This window comes from Thauera sp. ZXT1-4 (assembly GCF_052598215.2).
The window spans coordinates 1-19,202 of the sequence record NZ_JBQWSN020000009.1 but is presented as its reverse complement, the minus strand read 5'-3'; the positions used below and the strand labels follow the sequence as shown (position 1 = coordinate 19,202).

General features: G+C 65.3%; 18 protein-coding genes and 1 pseudogene. 15 read left to right on the top strand and 4 right to left on the bottom strand.

All coding sequences use genetic code 11. The features are described 5' to 3' along the window. Positions 1-129 precede the first annotated feature (129 nt). Both ACUH78_RS09005 and ACUH78_RS09000 read right to left on the bottom strand, forming a co-directional pair. Positions 130-1,461: a DUF1329 domain-containing protein gene (locus ACUH78_RS09005; protein WP_445333274.1), complete on the bottom strand. Its 1,332-nt coding sequence runs from the start codon at positions 1,459-1,461 to the stop codon at positions 130-132. A gap of 29 nt (positions 1,462-1,490) precedes the next feature. Then, the gene (locus ACUH78_RS09000) at positions 1,491-3,416 is read right to left on the bottom strand and encodes a DUF1302 domain-containing protein (RefSeq protein WP_435750220.1); all 1,926 of its coding nucleotides are present in this window, start codon (positions 3,414-3,416) and stop codon (positions 1,491-1,493) included. Positions 3,417-3,840: 424 nt separating this feature from the next. Between ACUH78_RS09000 and ACUH78_RS08995 the strand changes: the two genes are divergently transcribed. The 3 genes from ACUH78_RS08995 (at position 3,841) to ACUH78_RS08985 (ending at position 8,603) form a co-directional block, all read left to right on the top strand. Then, positions 3,841-5,703, top strand: a complete 1,863-nt coding sequence (locus ACUH78_RS08995; RefSeq protein WP_418364351.1) for an ABCB family ABC transporter ATP-binding protein/permease — start codon at positions 3,841-3,843, stop codon at positions 5,701-5,703. 32 nt (positions 5,704-5,735) lie between these two features. Beyond that, positions 5,736-7,496, top strand: a complete 1,761-nt coding sequence (locus ACUH78_RS08990) for a cation:proton antiporter domain-containing protein (RefSeq protein ID WP_418364352.1) — start codon at positions 5,736-5,738, stop codon at positions 7,494-7,496. A 114-nt stretch (positions 7,497-7,610) separates the two neighbouring features. Then, complete coding sequence (locus ACUH78_RS08985; RefSeq protein ID WP_418364353.1) at positions 7,611-8,603, top strand: asparaginase; 993 nt, start codon at positions 7,611-7,613, stop codon at positions 8,601-8,603. Positions 8,604-8,617: 14 nt separating this feature from the next. Here ACUH78_RS08985 and cysB read toward each other — a convergent pair whose 3' ends face one another. Beyond that, positions 8,618-9,559 carry an HTH-type transcriptional regulator CysB gene (cysB, locus tag ACUH78_RS08980; protein WP_418364354.1) on the bottom strand — a complete coding sequence of 314 codons (942 nt, stop codon included), beginning with the start codon at positions 9,557-9,559 and terminating at the stop codon, positions 8,618-8,620. Positions 9,560-9,693: 134 nt separating this feature from the next. On the opposite strand from cysB, the gene ACUH78_RS08975 reads away from it, so the two are divergent. The 7 genes from ACUH78_RS08975 (at position 9,694) to ACUH78_RS08945 (ending at position 15,617) form a co-directional block, all read left to right on the top strand. Further along, entirely contained in the window at positions 9,694-11,376 is a 1,683-nt protein-coding gene (locus ACUH78_RS08975) for a nitrite/sulfite reductase (protein ID WP_418364355.1), read from the top strand. After that, on the top strand, positions 11,369-11,923 hold the full coding sequence (locus ACUH78_RS08970; protein ID WP_435751131.1) for a DUF934 domain-containing protein: 555 nt from the start codon (positions 11,369-11,371) through the stop codon (positions 11,921-11,923). Before ACUH78_RS08975 ends, ACUH78_RS08970 begins: the two co-directional genes overlap by 8 nt. After that, positions 11,920-12,702 (top strand): phosphoadenylyl-sulfate reductase, encoded by a 783-nt coding sequence (locus ACUH78_RS08965; protein WP_435751132.1) that lies wholly within the window; start codon positions 11,920-11,922, stop codon positions 12,700-12,702. Before ACUH78_RS08970 ends, ACUH78_RS08965 begins: the two co-directional genes overlap by 4 nt. 4 nt (positions 12,703-12,706) lie before the next feature. Next, on the top strand, positions 12,707-12,859 hold the full coding sequence (locus ACUH78_RS08960; protein ID WP_418364358.1) for a hypothetical protein: 153 nt from the start codon (positions 12,707-12,709) through the stop codon (positions 12,857-12,859). Positions 12,860-12,866: 7 nt separating this feature from the next. Then, positions 12,867-13,781: a sulfate adenylyltransferase subunit CysD gene (gene cysD / locus ACUH78_RS08955; protein ID WP_445333273.1), complete on the top strand. Its 915-nt coding sequence runs from the start codon at positions 12,867-12,869 to the stop codon at positions 13,779-13,781. Positions 13,782-13,973: 192 nt separating this feature from the next. Further along, a complete protein-coding gene (cysN, locus tag ACUH78_RS08950; protein ID WP_445333272.1) occupies positions 13,974-15,254 on the top strand; it encodes a sulfate adenylyltransferase subunit CysN in 1,281 nt (426 codons plus the stop codon). A 237-nt stretch (positions 15,255-15,491) separates the two neighbouring features. Beyond that, on the top strand, positions 15,492-15,617 hold the full coding sequence (locus ACUH78_RS08945; protein ID WP_418364361.1) for a hypothetical protein: 126 nt from the start codon (positions 15,492-15,494) through the stop codon (positions 15,615-15,617). 227 nt (positions 15,618-15,844) lie between these two features. On the opposite strand, the gene ACUH78_RS08940 is transcribed toward ACUH78_RS08945, so the two are convergent. Beyond that, positions 15,845-16,753, bottom strand: a complete 909-nt coding sequence (locus ACUH78_RS08940; protein ID WP_445333271.1) for a DUF2726 domain-containing protein — start codon at positions 16,751-16,753, stop codon at positions 15,845-15,847. 126 nt (positions 16,754-16,879) lie between these two features. Here ACUH78_RS08940 and ACUH78_RS08935 point away from each other — a divergent pair, with 126 nt between their 5' ends. The 5 genes and pseudogenes from ACUH78_RS08935 to ACUH78_RS08915 all read left to right on the top strand — a co-directional run. Beyond that, entirely contained in the window at positions 16,880-17,149 is a 270-nt protein-coding gene (locus ACUH78_RS08935; RefSeq protein WP_418364363.1) for a helix-turn-helix domain-containing protein, read from the top strand. Positions 17,150-17,265: 116 nt separating this feature from the next. Next, positions 17,266-17,931: pseudogene (locus ACUH78_RS08930) on the top strand (transposase); the annotation flags it as partial. An 84-nt stretch (positions 17,932-18,015) separates the two neighbouring features. Then, positions 18,016-18,324: an IS66 family insertion sequence element accessory protein TnpA gene (gene tnpA, locus ACUH78_RS08925; RefSeq protein ID WP_510497560.1), complete on the top strand. Its 309-nt coding sequence runs from the start codon at positions 18,016-18,018 to the stop codon at positions 18,322-18,324. Beyond that, the gene (gene tnpB, locus ACUH78_RS08920; RefSeq protein WP_004254732.1) at positions 18,324-18,683 is read left to right on the top strand and encodes an IS66 family insertion sequence element accessory protein TnpB; all 360 of its coding nucleotides are present in this window, start codon (positions 18,324-18,326) and stop codon (positions 18,681-18,683) included. Before tnpA ends, tnpB begins: the two co-directional genes overlap by 1 nt. Positions 18,684-18,712: 29 nt before the next feature. Then, positions 18,713-19,202, top strand: a 490-nt coding sequence (locus ACUH78_RS08915; protein WP_510497559.1) for an IS66 family transposase, incomplete at its 3' end; no start/stop codon positions are given.

Below are 19,202 nucleotides of genomic sequence, written 5' to 3'. Positions count from 1 at the left end.
CTCGCATGCCGCGCCCTTGCAAGGGGCCGGCAGTCAGGACAGGAAAGAGGTCTTGCCGTTCGTCGGGGACGGGCGACCCGCAGCCCGACGAACGAAAACGCCCGGCCTCGGCAGGCCGGGCTTGCCGCATCAGCGCGTACCCGCGCCGCGCAGGCCCGCCGGCGTGAAGTCCGCCGGACGCGCATCGATCGCCTGATAGACGCGCGGCTCGTCGTTACGCAGGCCCATCGCGATGTAGCGGCCCGACTGCAGGTCGTGGTGCACCTCCAGGCTCGGGTACAGCATCGGGATGTCGTACCAGTTCACGGTGTGCAGCTCCGACACACGCCACAGCTGGTCACGCGCGTCGTATTTGTCGATCACCAGGATCGACCACGAATCCTCGTCGAGGTAGAACGTCCGCCGCTTGTAGCTGTGGCTGGTGCCGTCCTTCAGCGTCGCATCCACCACCCACACACGGTGCAGCTCGTAGCGCGCGTGCTCGGGATTCAGGTGCCCGGCCTGCAGCACGTCAGCCATCTTCACCGTGTTGCCCACCAGCTTGTAGCTGTTGTAAGGAACGTAGATCTCCTTCTTGCCTACGAGCTTCCAGTCGTAACGGTCGATGGCGCCGTTGTACATGTCGAAGTCGTCGTTGGTGCGCAGGCCGTCGGCCGCCGTGCCCGGGTTGTCATAGGCGACGTTGGGCGCCAGGCGCACGCGGCGCTGGCCGGGGTTGTAGGTCCAGGCCTGGCGGCGGTCGAGGAACTCGTGCACCAGCAGGATCTGCCCCGCCAGTCGGGCCGGCGCGGTCACCGTCTGCAGGAAGTTGAACAGTTTGCCCTGCTCGATCTGCTCCGGCGACTTGCTCAGGCTGCCGTAGTGGAAGTCGTACTGGTACTCGAAGCGCACCGGCGTGTAGGTGCCCTGGCGTGTCACCGCTGCCTGGCTCCAGTTCATCGCATAGGCCTCGCCGCGGTAGCGCGCGAGGTGGTTCCAGATCGCCTCAGCGCCGTTCTGCGGAATCGGGAAGGGGATGCCGCCCGTGGTGCCTTCAACCGTGCGTCCACCGTCGACCAGCTTGGCGCGGCCGGCGTTGGCGACGGTCTGCTCGTAGTGCCCCTGCGGGAAGGCCGCGCTGCGCCGCGTCGGGTAGACGTTCAGCTTCCAGGTGGCGTAGGTCTTGAGCATCTCGAGCTGGCCCGGGGTGAGCTTGTCGGCATGCTGCGCGTGGTTGCTGGCGTCGATCGTGAACAGCGGCTTGTCGGCTGCGAAGGGGTCAGCATAGTGCCCGCCCGCCTCATGACCCGCCGGAGCGGCTTTCAGGCCGCCGTCCCAGGCGGGAATGGTGCCCGCCGCGTTGCCGGCGAGTTCCGCCCCCATGGGCGTCAGGTCCTTGCCCAACCGCGAGGCATCGGCCAGGGCCGGCGTGGCCAGCGCCACCGCGAGCGCTGCGCCGAGAATCGTGAGTGTCTTGCGCATAACTTGAGTCTCCAGAATCCGGTGGGTGCTCAGAACGAGTAGCTGACGCTGACCGAGAGGAAATCGCGGTCGTAGAGCGGGTTGGTGTGGCTCGCGTAGGTCTGCGGCTGGCCATACGGATTCGGGCTCGGATCGACCCCCGTGATCTTCTTGCCACCGAAGAAGGTGCTGTACGCAATGTCGGCCTGCCAGTTCTGCCGGTAGTTCATGCCCAGCCCCAGCGTGACGGCCTTGGCCCCTTCATTGAAGGTCGGCCCCCTGCCGCTGACGTCATGCGAAAACGCGATGCGCGGCGAGAGGTTCACACCGGCAACCGCGTTCGGGTACTCGAAGCGGGCAAGCAGCCGATACCCCCACGAGTTTTCCGTCATGAAGCAACCGGCGCTGGTGGCGCCGAACGAAGTGGCCGTCGACGAACCCACCTGCGGCAGATGGCAGCCGGATGCTGCGAACTTCAGATTCGAAGGCAGATTCAGATGCGTATAGCCGATCTCTCCGACCACGACCATCTGCTCCGCACCCAGCACCTGCGGCACCGCCTTGGTACCGGTCAGCTGAACCTGATGCATCTTCACGCGGCGATACCCCGTGATCTCCTCGCCATAGGGCTTCAGGAAGGCAGTCGGAACGAATGTGCTCGGCCCCACCTGCGTCACGCCCGTGCCCGTGATCTGGTTGGGCGCACCCAGCGCTGCAAGCAGCAATTCTGCCGACGGCAACTGGACCGGCTGGTTCTTGCGATATGAGTACTCCCCCTGCAGGGCGATGCCGGCCGGACCTGCGGTGTTGAAGCTCAAACCGAACAGCTTGATGTTCTCTGGATAATCGACGAAATACTCCCCGCCACGACCGCTCGCGTAGGCGCACCCGCCCGGCAAGCCGCTTGCCCCTGAGGCGACGACAGGATCGAACACGTTGCAGCCGGGAATCGGCGTGCCGTGGGTCGAGTACCCTCCCCGGTAGCCCGAAACGAACGGAATCCGGCTGTGGTAGTTCACGTGATAAAGGCCGAATTCGGTGTAGTTCCACTCAGGTACCAGCATCCTCAACGCAAGACCGTACTCGCCGCCATTCCCCGGCTCCCGGTCATCCGCACGAGGCGCGAAAAGCTGGGCGGGCGTAGTCGGTCCCATGTACATCATCGGCGGCTTGTTGCCGTCATTCAGCCGGCCAAAGCCGGTGTAGGCGATGTTGCCCCCCGCAGACACGAAGTCGTTGGTGCTGAAGAAGGTCCCCGCCGGCTCGATCTTGGTCTTCTCCCACTCCGCCATCCACACGACTTCAGCGGAGACGTTGTCGGTGAGTTCCTGCGAAGCCCACAGCATGCCGATCGGGGTCAGGCCTTCCTTGAGTTCGGAGCCGGGCACGCGCAAGCGGCTGACGTTGACCGGGTTGAGGACATTGATGCCGTTCTGGATGAAGGTGCTCTCGCCCCAGCTCACCACCTGGCGACCGGCACGCACATTGAGCGCCCGACCGCCAACGTCGAAGCGCCCGCGCACATAGGCGTCGAGCAGCTCCGCATCGCGCCCGAGTTCACCGCGCGCGGCATTGCTCATGCCGCTCTTGTGCATGAAGGCGTGGTCGTAGAAATAGGTGCCACGGAAGAAGGCGCCGAAGTTCCGGTAGCTCAGCTCCAGGTCGTGCGTGGCCTTGAAGGCCAGCGAAACCATGTCACCCTTGTCGTACTTGAGGTTGCCGTCATCGGAGTTGGGGTCGCGCGAGGTACCGCCGTTGGCGATGCTGATCAGCGAAGACTCGCGATCCTGCATCCGCCACAGGCCGCCGACCGAAAGCGTGGTATCGAAACTGCCCGTCACCTCGCCGCTGGCACTGGTGAACTCGAACGCATGCACCGCGGTGGGCGCAGCAAAGGCCAGGGCAACGGAAGCTGCCAGGGTACCGAGCGCCAGCCCGGGGCGGCGCGGCTGCGCTGCTGAATGACTCCGACTCATTTGACTCCTCCTCATGGGCGATTTCGCCGCCAACTGGCGGAAAATCTTGTTGTAGACGTGGCCAAGATTCTGCGAAACACGCATCGCATGCCGAGCGCATCGCGCAAACACCGATACCGAGCATGCGCAAGTCCGCGTTCCGTGTCTCCTCGGGAAAAACGCGTATGCACCGTCCGGCCTGCGCGAGCCACCCATCGTTTCTGCGATGAGCGTATCGAAAGAACTAATTCGAACGTTTGTTTGAATCCTACAAAGTCCGCCGCGGAAGTCAAGCTGAGCATGCGTGTTTTTTTGCGCGGAAGGTCTGGAATTTGACGCCATCCTGGCTGGCCAACAGAATCCGCGCTTACCCGCCGACCTCCAGGCTCGACCACCGCTGCCTGCCCGCGCAACACTCACCGCAACACCGCCCCACGGAATTCACATGAGACGTGCCCCAGCCGCTGCACTCCCTGGCCCCGAACCCAGTCAGCGCCACGACTGGCAGACGCTGAAGAGCCTCTTCCCCTTCATCTGGGCCTACAAGGGACGGGTACTGTTCGCCCTCGCCTGTCTGGTCGCGGCCAAGGGCGCCAACGTGTCGGTGCCGATCATCTTCAAGCACCTGATCGATGACCTCACGATCACCCCGGAACAGGCCTTCATCGTGGTGCCGGCGGCGCTGCTGCTGGCCTATGGCGCACTGCGCTTCTCCACCTCGCTGCTGACCGAGTTGCGAGAGGTGGTGTTCGCGCGCGTGACCCAGCAGGCGGTACGCGAGATCTCGCTGCGCGTATTCCGCCACCTGCACGCGCTGTCGCTGCGCTTCCACCTCGAGCGCCAGACCGGCGGCCTCACCCGCGACATCGAGCGCGGCACGCGCTCGATCGGCTCACTGATCAGCTATACGTTGTATTCGATCCTGCCCACGCTGATCGAGATCGGCATGGTGATCGGCATCCTGCTGGTGAACTACGACGCGGTGTTCGCGCTCATCACGCTGTCCGCGCTAACGATCTACATCCTCTTCACCGTCAAGGTGACGAACTGGCGCACCACGCTGCGGCGCGAAGCCAACGAACTCGACTCCGCCGCCAACGCGCGCGCGATCGACAGCCTGATCAACTACGAGACGGTGAAGTATTTCAACAACGAGGAGTTCGAAGCCAGGCGCTACGACGAGCAGTTGCAGAAATGGACCAAGGCGCAAGTCACCAACCAGTACTCGCTGTCTGCACTCAACGTCGGCCAGGCAGCGATCATCGCGGTCGCGGTGACGGCAATGATGTGGCAGGCGGCCGACCGGGTGGCCAGCGGTGAGATGACGATTGGCGACATCGTGCTGGTCAACGCCTTCATGATCCAGCTCTACATCCCGCTCAACTTCCTCGGTGTCCTCTATCGCGAGATCCGCCAGTCGCTGACCGACATCGAGCGCATGTTCGGCCTCATGCACACCCATCGGGAGATCGCCGACGCGCCCGACGCCCGCGCCCTGCCCGCCGGGCCGGCGAGCGTGTGCTTCGAGAACGTGAGCTTCGCCTACGACGCCAAGCGCCCGATCCTCTTCGAGGTGGATTTCGACATCCCCGCAGGCAGAACGGTGGCGGTGGTCGGCCACTCCGGCTCGGGCAAGTCGACCCTGGCCCGCCTGCTGTACCGCTTCTACGACGTGCAGGGCGGCGCGATCCGCATCAACGGCCACGACCTGCGCAGCCTCTCCCAGGACAGCCTGCGTGCGGCGATCGGCATCGTTCCCCAGGACACGGTGCTGTTCAACGACACGCTGTACTACAACATCCAGTACGGCCGCCCCACGGCCAGCCGCGCAGACGTCGAAGCTGCCGCGCGCGCCGCGCAACTTGAAGATTTCATCCGTCAGTTGCCCGACGGCTACGACACCCGCGTCGGCGAGCGCGGGCTGAAGCTGTCGGGCGGTGAGAAGCAGCGCGTCGCGATTGCGCGTGCACTGTTGAAGAACCCGGCAATCCTGATCTTCGACGAGGCCACCTCGGCGCTGGACTCGAAGACCGAGAAGGCCATCCAGGCGCAGATCGAGCGCGCCGCAGAAGGACGCACTGCGCTGGTGATCGCGCATCGGCTGTCGACGATCATGAGTGCGGACGAGATCATCGTGCTGGACAAGGGGCGCATCGTCGAGCGCGGCCGCCATACCTCGCTGCTGGCGCAAGGCGGTGCCTATGCGCAGATGTGGATGCTGCAGCAGCAGGAAGAGGCTGCGATTGCCCTCGGCGACGAGGGCGCGCACGCCGAATCGTTCGGCGCAGCCGCGGGCGGCGTGGCATAAACTGAAAGCATCCATCCCCCACCCAGGCCTGCATGGACGCCCACGACAGTTTTCCCTTCCTGAAGGAAATCATCCTCTTCCTTGCGCTCAGTGGCGTGTTGATGCCGCTGCTCTCGCGCCTGAAGATCAATCCGGTGCTCGGCTTCCTGTCCGTGGGCGTGCTGCTTGGCCCGTACGGCCTCGCTTCGCTCGCACAGGCCTGGCCGCCCCTGTCGTGGTTCACCTTCGTGCGCCCGGACCAGGTCGCCTTCCTTGCCGAACTCGGCGTGATCTTCCTGATGTTCATGATCGGCCTGGAGCTATCCGTCGAGCGCCTGTGGTCGATGCGCCGGATGGTATTCGGACTGGGCGGGCTGCAGGTCGTGCTCTCCGCAGTGGCGATCGGCGGGCTGGCGATGGCCTTCGGCAACGGTATCGAGGCTGCGGTCATCCTCGGCGTAGTGATCGCCTTCTCCTCGACCGCGATCGTCATGCAACTACTGATCCAGCGCCGCGAGCTTGGCACGCCGCTTGGCCAGTCCGCATTCGCAATCCTGCTCTTCCAGGATCTCGCGGTGGTGCCGCTGCTGGTACTGATCAGCATTCTCGGTACCTCTTCCGGCGAAGGCAGCTTCGCCGGACTGCTCGGCTACGCGGTCGTCAAGGGCGTGCTCACGGTCGTGGTGATCTACCTTGTCGGACGGCGGCTGGTGCGACCGCTGTTCCACCAGATCGCGGTGGACAAGCAGCCCGACACCTTCACCGCACTCACCCTGCTGACCACCCTCGGCGTGGCGGCGCTGACCTGGTTCGCGGGACTCTCGATGGCGCTGGGAGCCCTCCTGGCCGGCCTGATCATCGCCGAAACCGAGTTCCGCCACGAGGTCGAGATCACCATCGAACCCTTCAAGGGCCTGCTGATGGGTCTTTTCTTCATGTCCGTGGGCATGGGCATCGACCTGCGTGCGCTGCTCGCGGAGCCGTTGTGGATTCCGCTGTCGATAGTGGGCCTGCTCGCGCTGAAGAGCCTGATCGTGTTCGTGCTGCTGCGGGTGTTCGGCCTGTCTTGGGGGCGCGCTGCAGAGGGCGGACTGCTGCTGAGCCAGGGCGGCGAGTTCGCCTTCATCGTGATCGGCATGGCGCTCGGCCTCGGACTGCTCGAGCGCCAGACCGGCCAGTTCATGCTGATCGTGGTCGGCGTCTCGATGCTGGCGGCGCCGGTGGTGGCGCGTCTGGGCCAGAGCCTGGGCGACGCCATCGACCGCCGCATTGCCACACCGGAGCCCGAAGGAGAAGACACGGGCATCGGCGAACTGTACGGTCATGTGATCATCGCCGGCTATGGCCGGGTCGGTCAGCTCGTGGGGCAGATGCTCGACCAGCAAGGTGTGCGCTACGTTGCGATCGAGAACAACGCCCAGCTCGTTGCCCACCAACGCAAGGCCGGCACGCCCCTGGTGTTCGGGGATGCCAGCCGGCCCGAACTGCTGCGCAAGCTGCGCATCGACGAGGCACGCGCCGTGGTGCTGACCATGGACCACACCGCAGCGGCGATCCACGCCGTGCATGCCGTAAGGCGGATGGTGCCGATGATGCGCATCATCGCCCGCGCACGCGACGAGAAGCACGCACTGCTGCTGCGCGAGGCCGGCGCCTCGGTGGTCGTGCCCGAAACCCTGGAGTCCAGCCTCAAGCTCACGAGCTGGGTCCTAGAGACGCTCGGCGTGCCGCCAGAGGCCGCGCTGCGCCAGCTCGAGCAGGAGCGCGAGCGACGTATCTTGGCCTTGCGCGATTGCTGCACACCCGGGCCATAATCCGCCCCTCAGCACCCCTGAACGGCTCTCGTTTGCCCTGAACAGCCCGCCGCCCCGCAGCCCTGCCGCGACCGACCGCCCGACCAACCAACTCGCCCGAATCCGCTCTCCGCCATGCGCAAACCCCGCATCGCCCTCCTCGCCACCGGTGGCACCATCGCCGGCACCGCCGATTCGGCCGCCGACACCCGCAGCTACGTTGCCGGTCAGCTTGGGATCGAGGCCCTGCTCGAGGCCATCCCGCCCCTCACCCGGCTGGCCGAGCTGGTGCCCGAGCAGTTGTTCCGCCTCGACAGCCGCGACATCACCCCACAGCACTGGCTGTTGCTGTCGCGCCGGGTACAGACGCTGGCCGAGGACCCTGCGATCGACGGCATCGTAATCACACATGGGACCGATACGCTGGAAGAGACGGCGTATTTCCTGCACATCACCGTCGCCACCAACAAGCCGGTGGTGATGACGGCTGCGATGCGACCCGCCACTGCACTGTCGGCAGACGGCCCGCTCAACCTCTACCAGGCGGTAGAGCTGGCATGCAGGCCGGCGGCCGGTCGCGCGGGGGTGCTCGCGGTACTGGGCGACCGCATCCTGCCCGCAGCCTGTACGAGCAAACGCCACCCCTCGGCGGTGGATGCCTTCGCGCATGCCGAGGCCCTCACCGTGCTGGCAAGCGACGCTGCACTGCAGGCCCTGGCGCCTTACCGGTACAGCCGCATCTCGATCGCACCCGACGCGCAGGCGCTACCTCCGGTGGAGCTGCTGACGGTCGCGGCCGGCAGTTCACCCGCCCTCGCCTCGGCGGTTGCCCGCGCGCTTGCCAAGGCCAGCCTGCTGACCGGGGCTGCGGGATTGGTGCTGGCACTGCCGGGCAACGCCAGCCTCCCGGACGCCTGGCGCCCCGCGCTCGAAGCCCTGCCAAACAACGTCCCCGTGGTGCTGGCGAGTCGCTGCGGCGGCGGGGTGAGCGCTCCGCGCGAAGCGCTCCCCGCCAACTGGCTCAGCCCAGGGCCACTCGATGCGCTCAAGGCACGCGTGCGCCTGATCGCAGGCCTGGGGGGCGGTCTGCGCGGCGCGCGGCTGCGGCGCTGGTTCGAGCGCTGCTGAGCGCGCACCCTGCATCACAAGCCCGGATCGGAGCCTCCGCCGGCAACCGCAGCCTCGACGATGCGCCGCGACAGCTGCGGCGCGAACCCCTCGATGAAGGCATACACGTAGGCACGCAACCAGGCCCGCTTGCGCAGCCCGATGCGCGTCGTGCTCGACTCGAACAGATGGGCGGCATCCACCATGCCCAGCTTGCGGTCCTCCGCCGGGTCGTAGGCCATGCGCGCGAGGATGCCGATGCCCAGGTCCATCTCCACGTACTTCTTGATCACGTCCGAGTCGATCGCGCTCAGCACGACGTTGGGCTTGAGGCCGCGTCCCAGGAAGGCCTTGTTGATCTGGCCACGCCCGGTGAATGCGTCGTCGTAGGTGATCAGGGGGTAGCGTGCGATCGCCTCCAGCGTGAGCGGCGCAGCCTGCAGGATGGGGTGACGGGGCGTGGCCACCACACAGCGGTTCCACTGGTAGCAGGGCAGCATCACCAGATCGTCATACTCGGCGATGGCCTCGGTCGCAATCGCGATATCGGCCGTGCCGTCCAGCGCCATCTCGCACACCTGGCGCGGATTGCCCTGATGCAGTTCCAGCCTGACCTGCGGATAGCGCTGCATGAAGCGGCGGATCACATCGGGCAGCACGTAGCGCGCCTGAGTGTGGGTGGTCGCGATCGAAAGGCTACCGACCGACTCGTTGGCAAACTCGTCGCCCACCTGCTGCAGGTTGTCCAGGTCGCGCAGCACGCGTTCGGCGATTGCAAGCACCGCACGCCCCGGCTCGGTGACCGCCACCAGGCGCTTGCCGTGCCGCGTGAAGATCTCGATACCAAGCTCGGATTCGAGCAGGCGGATCTGCTTCGAGACCCCGGGCTGCGAAGTGAATAGTGCATCGGCCGCATCGGATACGTTGAGCCCACGGCGGGCGACCTCATGCACATAGCGGAGTTGCTGCAGGTTCATTGGGCACCACATATAACAATGAGTTCTTAAAGTCTAACCTCAAACCGCTTCATGCGCTTAAACAGAGTGCTTACGATGCGCTGCACCATCCGGCACCGAAGCGCCGGCCCCATCCGGTCACGACAGAGAGAGCCATGTACCAGTACGACGAACACGACCAGCGCCTGCTCGACGAGCGCGTCGCCCAGTTTCGCGACCAGATGCGGCGCCACCTGGCCGGCGAGCTGCCCGATGACGAGTTCCGTCCGCTGCGCCTGCAGAACGGCCTCTACATCCAGCGCCACGCGCCGATGTTCCGCATCTCGGTGCCCTACGGCCACCTCGCCAGCCGCCAGCTTCGCAAGCTCGCCCACCTCGCACGCAGCTACGACCGCGGCTACGCCCACTTCACCACGCGCACCAACGTGCAGTTCAACTGGCCCAAGCTGGAAGACGTGCCGGAGATGCTCGCCGAGTTGGCCAGCGTGCAGATGCACGCCAACCAGACCTCGGGCAACTGCATCCGCAACATCACCGCCGACCCCTTCGCCGGCGTGGCAGCCGACGAAGTTGCCGATCCTCGCCCCTTCGCCGAGATTCTGCGCCAGTGGGCGACCTACAACCCGGAGTTCGCCTTCCTGCCGCGCAAGTTCAAGATCGCCTTCAACAGCGCGGCTGAAGACCGCGTGGTGCTGCGCGTCTACGACATCGGCCTCGACCTGGTGCGCAACGCAGCCGGCGAGCTCGGCTTTCGCGTGCTGGTGGGCGGCGGCCTCGGCCGCACCCCGATCCTGGGCGAGGAGATCAAGCCCTTCCTGCCCTGGCAGCACCTGATCAGCTACTGCGAGGCCATCCTGCGCGTCTATAACCGCTGGGGCCGCCGCGACAACCTGTGGAAGGCGCGCATCAAGATCCTCGTGAAGGCGCTCGGGCCAGAAGAGTTCGGCCGCCAGGTCGAAGAGGAGTGGGCGAACTCCAAGGACGGCCCCAACACGATCACCGAGGCCGAACTGGCCCGCGTGTCAGCCCACTTCGCTCCCCCCGCCTACGAAGCCCTCCCCGCGCAGGACGCCGCCTTCGACGAACTGCTCGCCGGCAACAAGGCCTTCGCCACCTGGATCAAGCGCAACGTGCGCGCCCACCGCCAGCCCGGCTACGCCGCGGTGGTCCTGTCGCTGAAGAAGACCGGCACCGCCCCAGGTGACGTCACAGCCGAACAAATGGACGCAATCGCCGACCTCGCCGAGCGCTTCAGCTTCGGTGAGGCGCGCATGCTGCACGAGCAGAACGTCGCGCTCGCCGACGTGCGCCGCACCGACCTCTTCGCGCTGTGGCAGGCGGCGCGCGAGGCCGGGCTGGCGACACCGAACATCGGCCTGCTGACCGACATCATCTGCTGCCCCGGCGGCGACTTCTGCAGCCTCGCCAACGCGCGCTCGATCCCGGTCGCCGACGCCATCCAGCGCCGCTTCGACGACCTCGACTACCAGCACGACATCGGCGAGATCGAGCTCAACATCTCCGGCTGCATGAACTCCTGCGGCCACCACCACGTCGGCCACATCGGCATCCTCGGCGTCGATAAGAACGACGAGGAGTGGTACCAGATCACCGTCGGCGGCACCCAGGGCAACGGCACCACGCTCGGCAAGGTGATCGGCCCGTCGTTTGCACAGGATGAGGTGGTCGACGTGATCGAGAAGCTGCTCGAAACCTATGTCGAACTGCGCCATGAAGACGAGCGCTTCATCGACACCGTACAACGCGTCGGCACCGAGCCCTTCAAGGCCCGCGTGTATGCCGACCGCCAGCCGCAAAGGAAAGCCGCCCATGTCTGACAGGATCCTGAAGAACGGTCGCGTCATCGAAGATGACCGCCTGATCGTCCAGCTCGCCGAGGGTGAAGCCGCAGCCGACATCGCCGTGCCTGCCGGCCCGGTGCTGGTGCCGCTTGCCGTATGGCAGGCCCGCCGTGACGAACTCCTGGCGCGTGCACGCAGCGGCGCCCTGGGCGTATGGCTGGCCGCCGGCGAGGAGGTCGCCGCGCTGGCCGCCGATCTGGAGGTGCTGCAGGTCATCGGCCTGCACTTCCCCAAGTTCACCGACGGCCGCAGCTATTCGGCCGCCACCCTGCTGCGCAGCCGATACGGCTACCAGGGCGAGCTGCGTGCGATCGGCGAGGTCCTGCGCGACCAGTTCAACTACATGACACGCTGCGGCTTCGATGCCCTGCAGCCTCGCGCCGGCCGCTACACCGCCGAACAGCTCGAAGCGGCGATCGCCAGCATCGATGACTTCACCCAGCCCTACCAGCGCTCCGTGAAGGATCCGTTGCCGCTGTTCCGCCGCGTCGAGCGCGGGGCCGACCCACAGGTGCAGCCATGAGCGCTAGCGTCTCGATCCTGCGTCCGGCGGCCGCCAACCCAGCCACCAACCCGGCCACCCGACCGCCCCTGACCGACGCCCTGCACACCACGGTCGGCGCCAAGGCGGCCACGGCCCTGGCACTGCTGCGCGAGGCAGTGGCCGAGTTCGGGGCGCAGGGCGAGCTCGCCTTCGCCAACAGCTTTGGCGCCGAGGACATGGTGCTGACCGACCTGATCCTGTCGCACGCGCTGCCGATCACCGTGTTCTCGCTCGACACCGGCCGCCTGCCCGCCGAAACCTACAGCCTGATCGGCGAGGTCGAACGCCGCTACGGCCGCAAGCTCGAGATCTACTTCCCCGACGCCGGCGCGGTCGAGGCCTACGTGCGCAGCCATGGCATCAACGCCTTCTACGACTCGGTCGAGCTGCGCAAGGCCTGCTGCGGCGTGCGCAAGATGGAACCGCTGCGTCGCGCGCTCGCCGGCCGCAAAGCCTGGATCACCGGCCTGCGCGCCGCCCAGTCGGTGACCCGCGCCGGCCTGCCGCTGCGCGAATTCGACGCCGGCAACGGACTGGAGAAGCTCAACCCGCTGTCGGACTGGACGGAGACCGAGGTGTGGGCCTATATCCGGATCAACGAGGTTCCCTACAACGCGCTCCACGACCAGTTCTACCCCAGCATCGGCTGCGCCCCCTGCACGCGCGCCATCGCCGCCGGTGAGGACGTGCGCGCCGGACGCTGGTGGTGGGAGAACCCCGAGACCAAGGAGTGCGGACTGCACGCCAAGGAGGGTTGAGACCATGAACGGCAAGCATCCCGCCCAAGCCCCGCGCAGCCCGGCGATCGGCGCCGGCCGCCGCAGCCTGCAGCATCGCCTCGACGCCCTGAGTGCCGGACTGAAGGCCGCGCTGCGCGCGCTCAGAACACATCCGATCAAGCATCCGCAACGGTAAACGCACCATGTCCACGCTGACCAAACAGACGCTGTCCCACCTCGACTGGCTCGAGGCCGAAGCCATCCACATCCTGCGCGAAGTTGCCGGCCAGTGCGCCAACCCGGTGCTGCTGTTCTCCGGCGGCAAGGACTCGATCTGCCTGCTGCGCCTGGCCGAGAAGGCCTTCCGCCCCGGCCGCTTCCCTTTCCCGCTGATGCACATCGACACCGGCCACAACTACAAGGAAGTGACCGACTTCCGCGACAAGCGCGCCGCCGAGCTGGGCGAACGCCTGATCGTACGCTCGGTGGAGGACTCGATGACGCGCGGCACCGTGGTGCTGAAGCACCCGGGCGAGTCGCGCAACAAGCACCAGTCGGTGACGCTGCTCGAGGCGATCGAGGAATTCGGCTTCGACGCCTGCATCGGCGGCGCCCGCCGCGACGAGGAGAAGGCGCGCGCCAAGGAACGCATCATGAGCTTCCGCGACGAGTTCGGTCAGTGGGACCCGAAGAACCAGCGCCCGGAGTTGTGGAACCTGTACAACGCGCGCAGCCACAAGGGCGAGAACATCCGCGCCTTTCCGATCAGCAATTGGACCGAGCTCGACGTGTGGCAGTACATCCAGCGCGAGCAACTGGAATTGCCGTCGATCTACTTCGCGCATGTGCGCCCGGTGGTGCGCAAGAGCGGGCTGCTGCAGCCTGTGACCGACGTAACCCCGGCCAGGGATGGCGACGTGGTGGAGGACGTGCTGGTGCGCTTCCGCACCGTGGGCGACATCACCTGCACGGCGCCTGTGGAGTCGGATGCGGATACGGTGGAGAAAATCCTCGCCGAGACCGCGACGACGACGATCACCGAGCGCGGCGCGACGCGGATGGATGACCAGACCTCGGAAGCGTCAATGGAGCAGCGCAAGAAAGAAGGCTACTTCTGACCATCACGCTACGTAGCCGGGGGCATGTCGGGTAATCCTGGAGAAGGCGAGGATTGTCTAAGCGCGAAGCGCGCTCATTTGCGTACCATCCGCCAAGCACCGCGTAGCGGTGCAGCCTTCGGAAGGAATCCCCGGCGGGGCCACGGCGGTTCGCCGGCACCACCCTTAAGAAAGATTGAAGGAATAATGACCATGTCCGCCCTTGAGCACCTCCCCGAGATCGACAACGGCCTGCTGCGCTTCCTCACCTGCGGCAGCGTCGACGACGGCAAAAGCACCCTGATCGGGCGCCTCCTGTTCGACACCAAGACCATCCTCGCCGACACCCTCAACGCCATCGAGAAGACCTCCGCCAAGCGTGGCATGAGCGCGGTCGACCTCTCCCTTCTGACCGACGGCCTCCAGGCCGAGCGCGAGCAGGGCATCACCATCGACGTCGCCTACCGCTACTTCTCCACCGGCCGGCGCAAGTACATCATCGCCGACGCCCCCGGCCACGAGCAGTACACCCGCAACATGGTGACCGCAGCGTCCACCGCCAACCTCGCCATCATCCTCATCGATGCGCGCAAGGGCGTGCTCACCCAGACCCGCCGCCACTCCTACCTCGCCAGCCTGGTCGGCATCCCCCACCTGGTGGTCGCGGTCAACAAGATGGACCTCGTCGACTACGACGAGGCCGTGTTCGAACGCATCAAGGCCGACTACCTCGCCTTCGCCGCCAGGCTCGGCATCAATGACGTGCGCTTCATCCCGATTTCGGCGCTGGCCGGCGACATGATCGTCGATCGCGGCGAGCGCCTCGCTTGGTACGACGGCCCCACGCTCCTCGACATCCTCGAGAACGCCCCCGCCGCCCACACCGAGCAGGCTGAGGACTTCCGCTTCCCGGTGCAGTACGTGTGCCGCCCGCAGGACTCGGCCAACCCCGAACTGCACGACTACCGCGGCTTCATGGGCCGGGTGGAATCCGGCGAGATCGCCGTCGGCGACGCCGTCACCGTGCTGCCCTCGGGCGCCACCAGCCGCATCAAGCGCATCGAGCTCGGCGGCGCAAGCCTGCCGCGTGCCATCCACGAGCAGTCGGTGACCCTGCTGCTGGAAGACGAGATCGACATCTCGCGCGGCGACCTCATCGTCAAGTCGGCCGAGGCGCCCGCACCGGTCAAGCAGATCGACGCCACGGTGTGCTGGCTGTCCGAGACGCCGCTGTCGCCAGCGCGCACCTATCTCGTGCGCCACACCACGCGCGAGGTGAAGGCCAAGGTCGCCCGGATCGATTACCGGCTGGACGTGAACACGCTGGAGAGAGAAGAGACCAGCGGCCTCGCGATGAACGACATCGCCCGCGTCAGCCTCAAGCTCGCGCAGCCGATCGTCGCCGACCGCTATAAGGCCAACCGCGCCACCGGCGCCTTCATTCTCATCGACGAGAGCACGAACAACACGGTGGGCGCGGGCATGATCGGCTAACCGGCAGGCCGTCCGCACGTCGAACCGCGCGGACAGCCATACTTGACGAGGCATGCATCGAAAACAAAGCGGCGCGGCGGAGCGCTCGACAGCACGAGGAATTCACGCTGCATGAATAAAGCATATGGAATACAATGCATTTCGCATTTTCCATATGGCATCGCACGCACCCCATAGCAGGATTCAGGATCGGGGGTGCATCGAGCGATGCCTTCCCGTTTCCAAGGAAGCCCTCCGATGCTCAAGCGAATTGCCCTCGTCTCCGTAACCGCCCTCGTCCTTTCCGGCTGCGCGGCCACCCATGTCGCGATCAGCAAGCGTGACCTCGATGTCCAGACCAAGATGAGCCACTATGTGGAGTAAAAACAATCATAGTTTCGCGTGAGTGAGTAACAGCGTAGATTTGTGATTGTTAACAGTAATATTTTTCTCAGGCTTCGGTCTCTGGGCATTTTTTTCTCTACCCAATACTCGCTACGTTCTCAAGCGACTGCCGTTGACTTACTCGGCAGCCCTGACCAAGATCCCAGAGCACCAGGATCATGTTCTCAACGGAGCACTTCATGGTGTCGATAGGCGGGGCTGTCGAGTTAAACGCTCGCCTGGGAATGCAGGCGCCGCCCCAGGTCCAACCTTGGTACGACCTCATCGGTCAGGATCGCGTACCACTCGTCGCTGGTTGTTGAGCTCGGCGACTCGACCCGAAGCCGGAAGAATGGCATTCCGAGCAGTCGGAAGATCGCGTTCTTCATTTCGTCGCGAAACTGGGCCTCGGGTTGGTCATGGTATCCACTGTCGAGCTCAAACGCTGCGACTGGGCGCCCCTCGTCTGGCAGCACGAGCAGTGCGTCAATCCGGCAATGCCGCCCGTACGACCATACCCGCTCCCCGAGATACTTGCGCAGACTTGAAAGCTCCGCGATCTGATCGAGAGCGTAGTTCGGTAGAGCCAGGAGCGCCGGGAATCTCAGGGACAGGGCTTTCTGGAACGCTCGCTCTTGTTCGCTGCGGAAAATCGACTTTCGCATACCCAGCGTCTCCGCCGCCGTGCGCGGAGTGAACTCCATGAAGGTGCTCTGGACGAAGCGACGGACTTCGATGACGGGGGCCTTCAGGTCCTCGATCTGCTCTTCGCGGACAGGCTCCCGAGGTTTCGCCCGGGAAAGCCTGTTCTCGAGTAAGCGAACCCGCTCGCCAAGCAACTGGAGGGGTTTGGATTTCAGACGCCTTGCCAGATCGAGGACAACGCCGCACGGCACCAGTAGCGCGCCATCAAGGAGGAGTGCCTCGTAGTGCCGCAGCATATCTGGGGGTGGTTCTGGCACTTCTTCAAGGAGAACGCAGAGAGCCTCACCGCCAAGCGCCTTGAGGTAGTTGTCTCGCATTGCGAGGACAAGGAGAGTGGGCGCCCGAAATGCGGAGAGAAAGGCTTCGTGCTCTCGCTTGTGTAGATGATCGCGCAGCTGCGCGATCGCCAGTTCGCCGTATTTTGAGCCCACTGTGTGGTCGTGTTTAGTTATCGGGGGCCGGATAGTAGGGCTCGGCGCGCTAATTGTCACTTATAGCGCGTGGTCCTATATCGGGCGGAAACCTAGCATCAGCCGAAATTACCCTCACGGCTCCCGGTGCAACCTTCCGACCCCAGAATCCTCTTTGGCAAACGGCTCGCGACCTTGCGACACGAACGGGGGTTGTCGCAGGAGACGCTATCCCACGTGAGCGGTTTGGCGAGAAGCTACTTGGGTGAGGTAGAGCGCGGCCACCGTAACATCGCGCTTCTGAACATTTGCCGACTGGCTGAAGCCCTTAATGTCCCAGCTTCCAAGTTGCTGGAGTTCAGCGAGAACGACCCCCGATGTTTGCCCGGTGCGAAAAGCGTAACAAGTCGCCCCTGAATAATCCCCCACCTTCTTTCCTCACGCGGGCTGACACCGATTTTGGCCTTGCCTGATCTCCCAGTTTCCAGTGCAATCACGCTCAGTTTCTGGAAGATTTTGAGAGCTCACTCCCGATGACCACCCCGGACTTTTTCCGCGCTCGGCTGGACGCCATGATCGATCTTCGCCACCCGCTGGCGGTCCTGGCCACGCGGATGCCGTGGGCGCAGATTGAGGCGGCGCTTGCGCCCTGTCTGACTCGCAAGGATCGTCAGGGCCGCGCGATCGAGGGTGTTGATCTCTTCGGCCCGACGACACACGTGGTGGGTGCGGGCACAAGTGCAGCGGGACGACCGCGCCTGCCGATCCGGTTGATGGTGGGCTTGTTGTATCTCAAGCATGCTTTCGGCGAGAGTGACGAGACCGTGGTTCAGCGCTGGGCCGAGAACCCTTACTGGCAGTTCTTTTGCGGGAGCGCGTACTTCGAGACCCGCCTGCCGTGCGACCCGAGTGGCCTGACGCGTTTCCGTCGTGTGCTCGGTGATGCCGGGGTTGAGGAGTTGTTGGCCAAGACGATCGAAACTGCAGTCTCGATCAAGGCGATTGCCCCCAAGGATCTGGAGCGCGTCATCGTCGACTCCACGGTGCAGGAGAAGGCCATCGCCTATCCCACCGACAGCCGGCTGCTCGATGTAGCCCGCCGTAAATTGGTGCTGCTCGCCAAGCGGGCCGGTCTGGTGCTGCGCCAAACCTTCGACAAAGAAGGGCGTAGCCTGAAGCGACGGGCCGGCGGTTATGCGGTAACCGGTCACTGAGCGGCGTCCTTCTCCAGCCCCCGTCCGCGCGGAACAATCCCTCCCACATTCATCAGGGAGGAGCCGGCAGTGACCAGGGCGACAGCGACCAACAACAAGTGGCGGCGGCGTGGCCGTCAGGAATGGCAAGCGGTCATCGCGCGGTTTGCCGAGAGTGGGCTGGGGGTCGAGCCGTTCTGCGCCCGTGAGGGGCTCAGCGAGTCGACCTTCCGGCGCTGGCGTAGCCTGCTGGGCGAGCCGAGTACGCAGCCCGCCGCGCCGGCGATGGAGCGCATCGGCTTCGTTGACGCCGGCACGCTCAAACTCGGCGGCATGGGCCGCCTCGAGCTCCGGCTCGATCTGGGCGACGGCGTGATCCTTCACCTGTCGCGCGGCTGATGTTCTTCCCCGAAGGCGCCGTCCGGGTCCATGTCTATGGCCGCCCGGTCGACATGCGCAAATCCTTCGACGGCCTGTACGCGCTCACGCGCCAGGCGCTCGGCTGCGATCCGCTGTCGGGCGAGCTGTTCGTGTTCATCAACCGGCGCGGCACGCAGATGAAGGTGCTGTACTGGGACCGCACCGGATTCTGCGTGTGGGCCAAGCGCCTCGAACAGGGGCGTTTCGTGTCGAACTGGGCGCAGGTTTGCACGCGCCAGATGGACTGGACCGGGCTCAAGCTGCTGCTCGAAGGTATCGAGCCGGTCCGCTCCAAGCGCCGTTTCCGACTGCCCGAAAACGCCGTGCAACCCGCATGAATGCTGGGTTCTACGGTAAAATATGCGCCATGCCCGCGCCGCACTCCGCCCCCGTTCCGACCCTTGCCGAGGCCGCCCAGTGGGCGCCCGAGCGCGTCGTCGAACTGGCCCAGGCGCATGAGGATCTGCAGCGCCAAGTGCAGACCATCCAACATCAGCTCGAGTGGTTCCGCCGCCAGCTCTTCGGCCAGAAGAGCGAGAAGCGCGTGGTTTCACCAGACCCGGCGCAGATGCATCTGGGCGAGTTGCCGATCCCCGACACACAGCCCGACCTCCCCGGCAAGACCGTGGCGGGACACACCCGTCGTGTGTCGCGTACCGACTTCACGAACGACAAGGACGACTCGGGCTTGTTCTTCGACGAGACCCGCGTCCCAATCGAGACCATCACGCTCGCCAACCCCGAGACCGATGGACTCACCACCGACCAGTTCGAGGTGATCGGCGAGAAGGTGAGCCACCGTCTGGCGCAGCGCCCGGGCAGCTACGTGATCCTCAAGTACGTGCGCCCGGTCATCA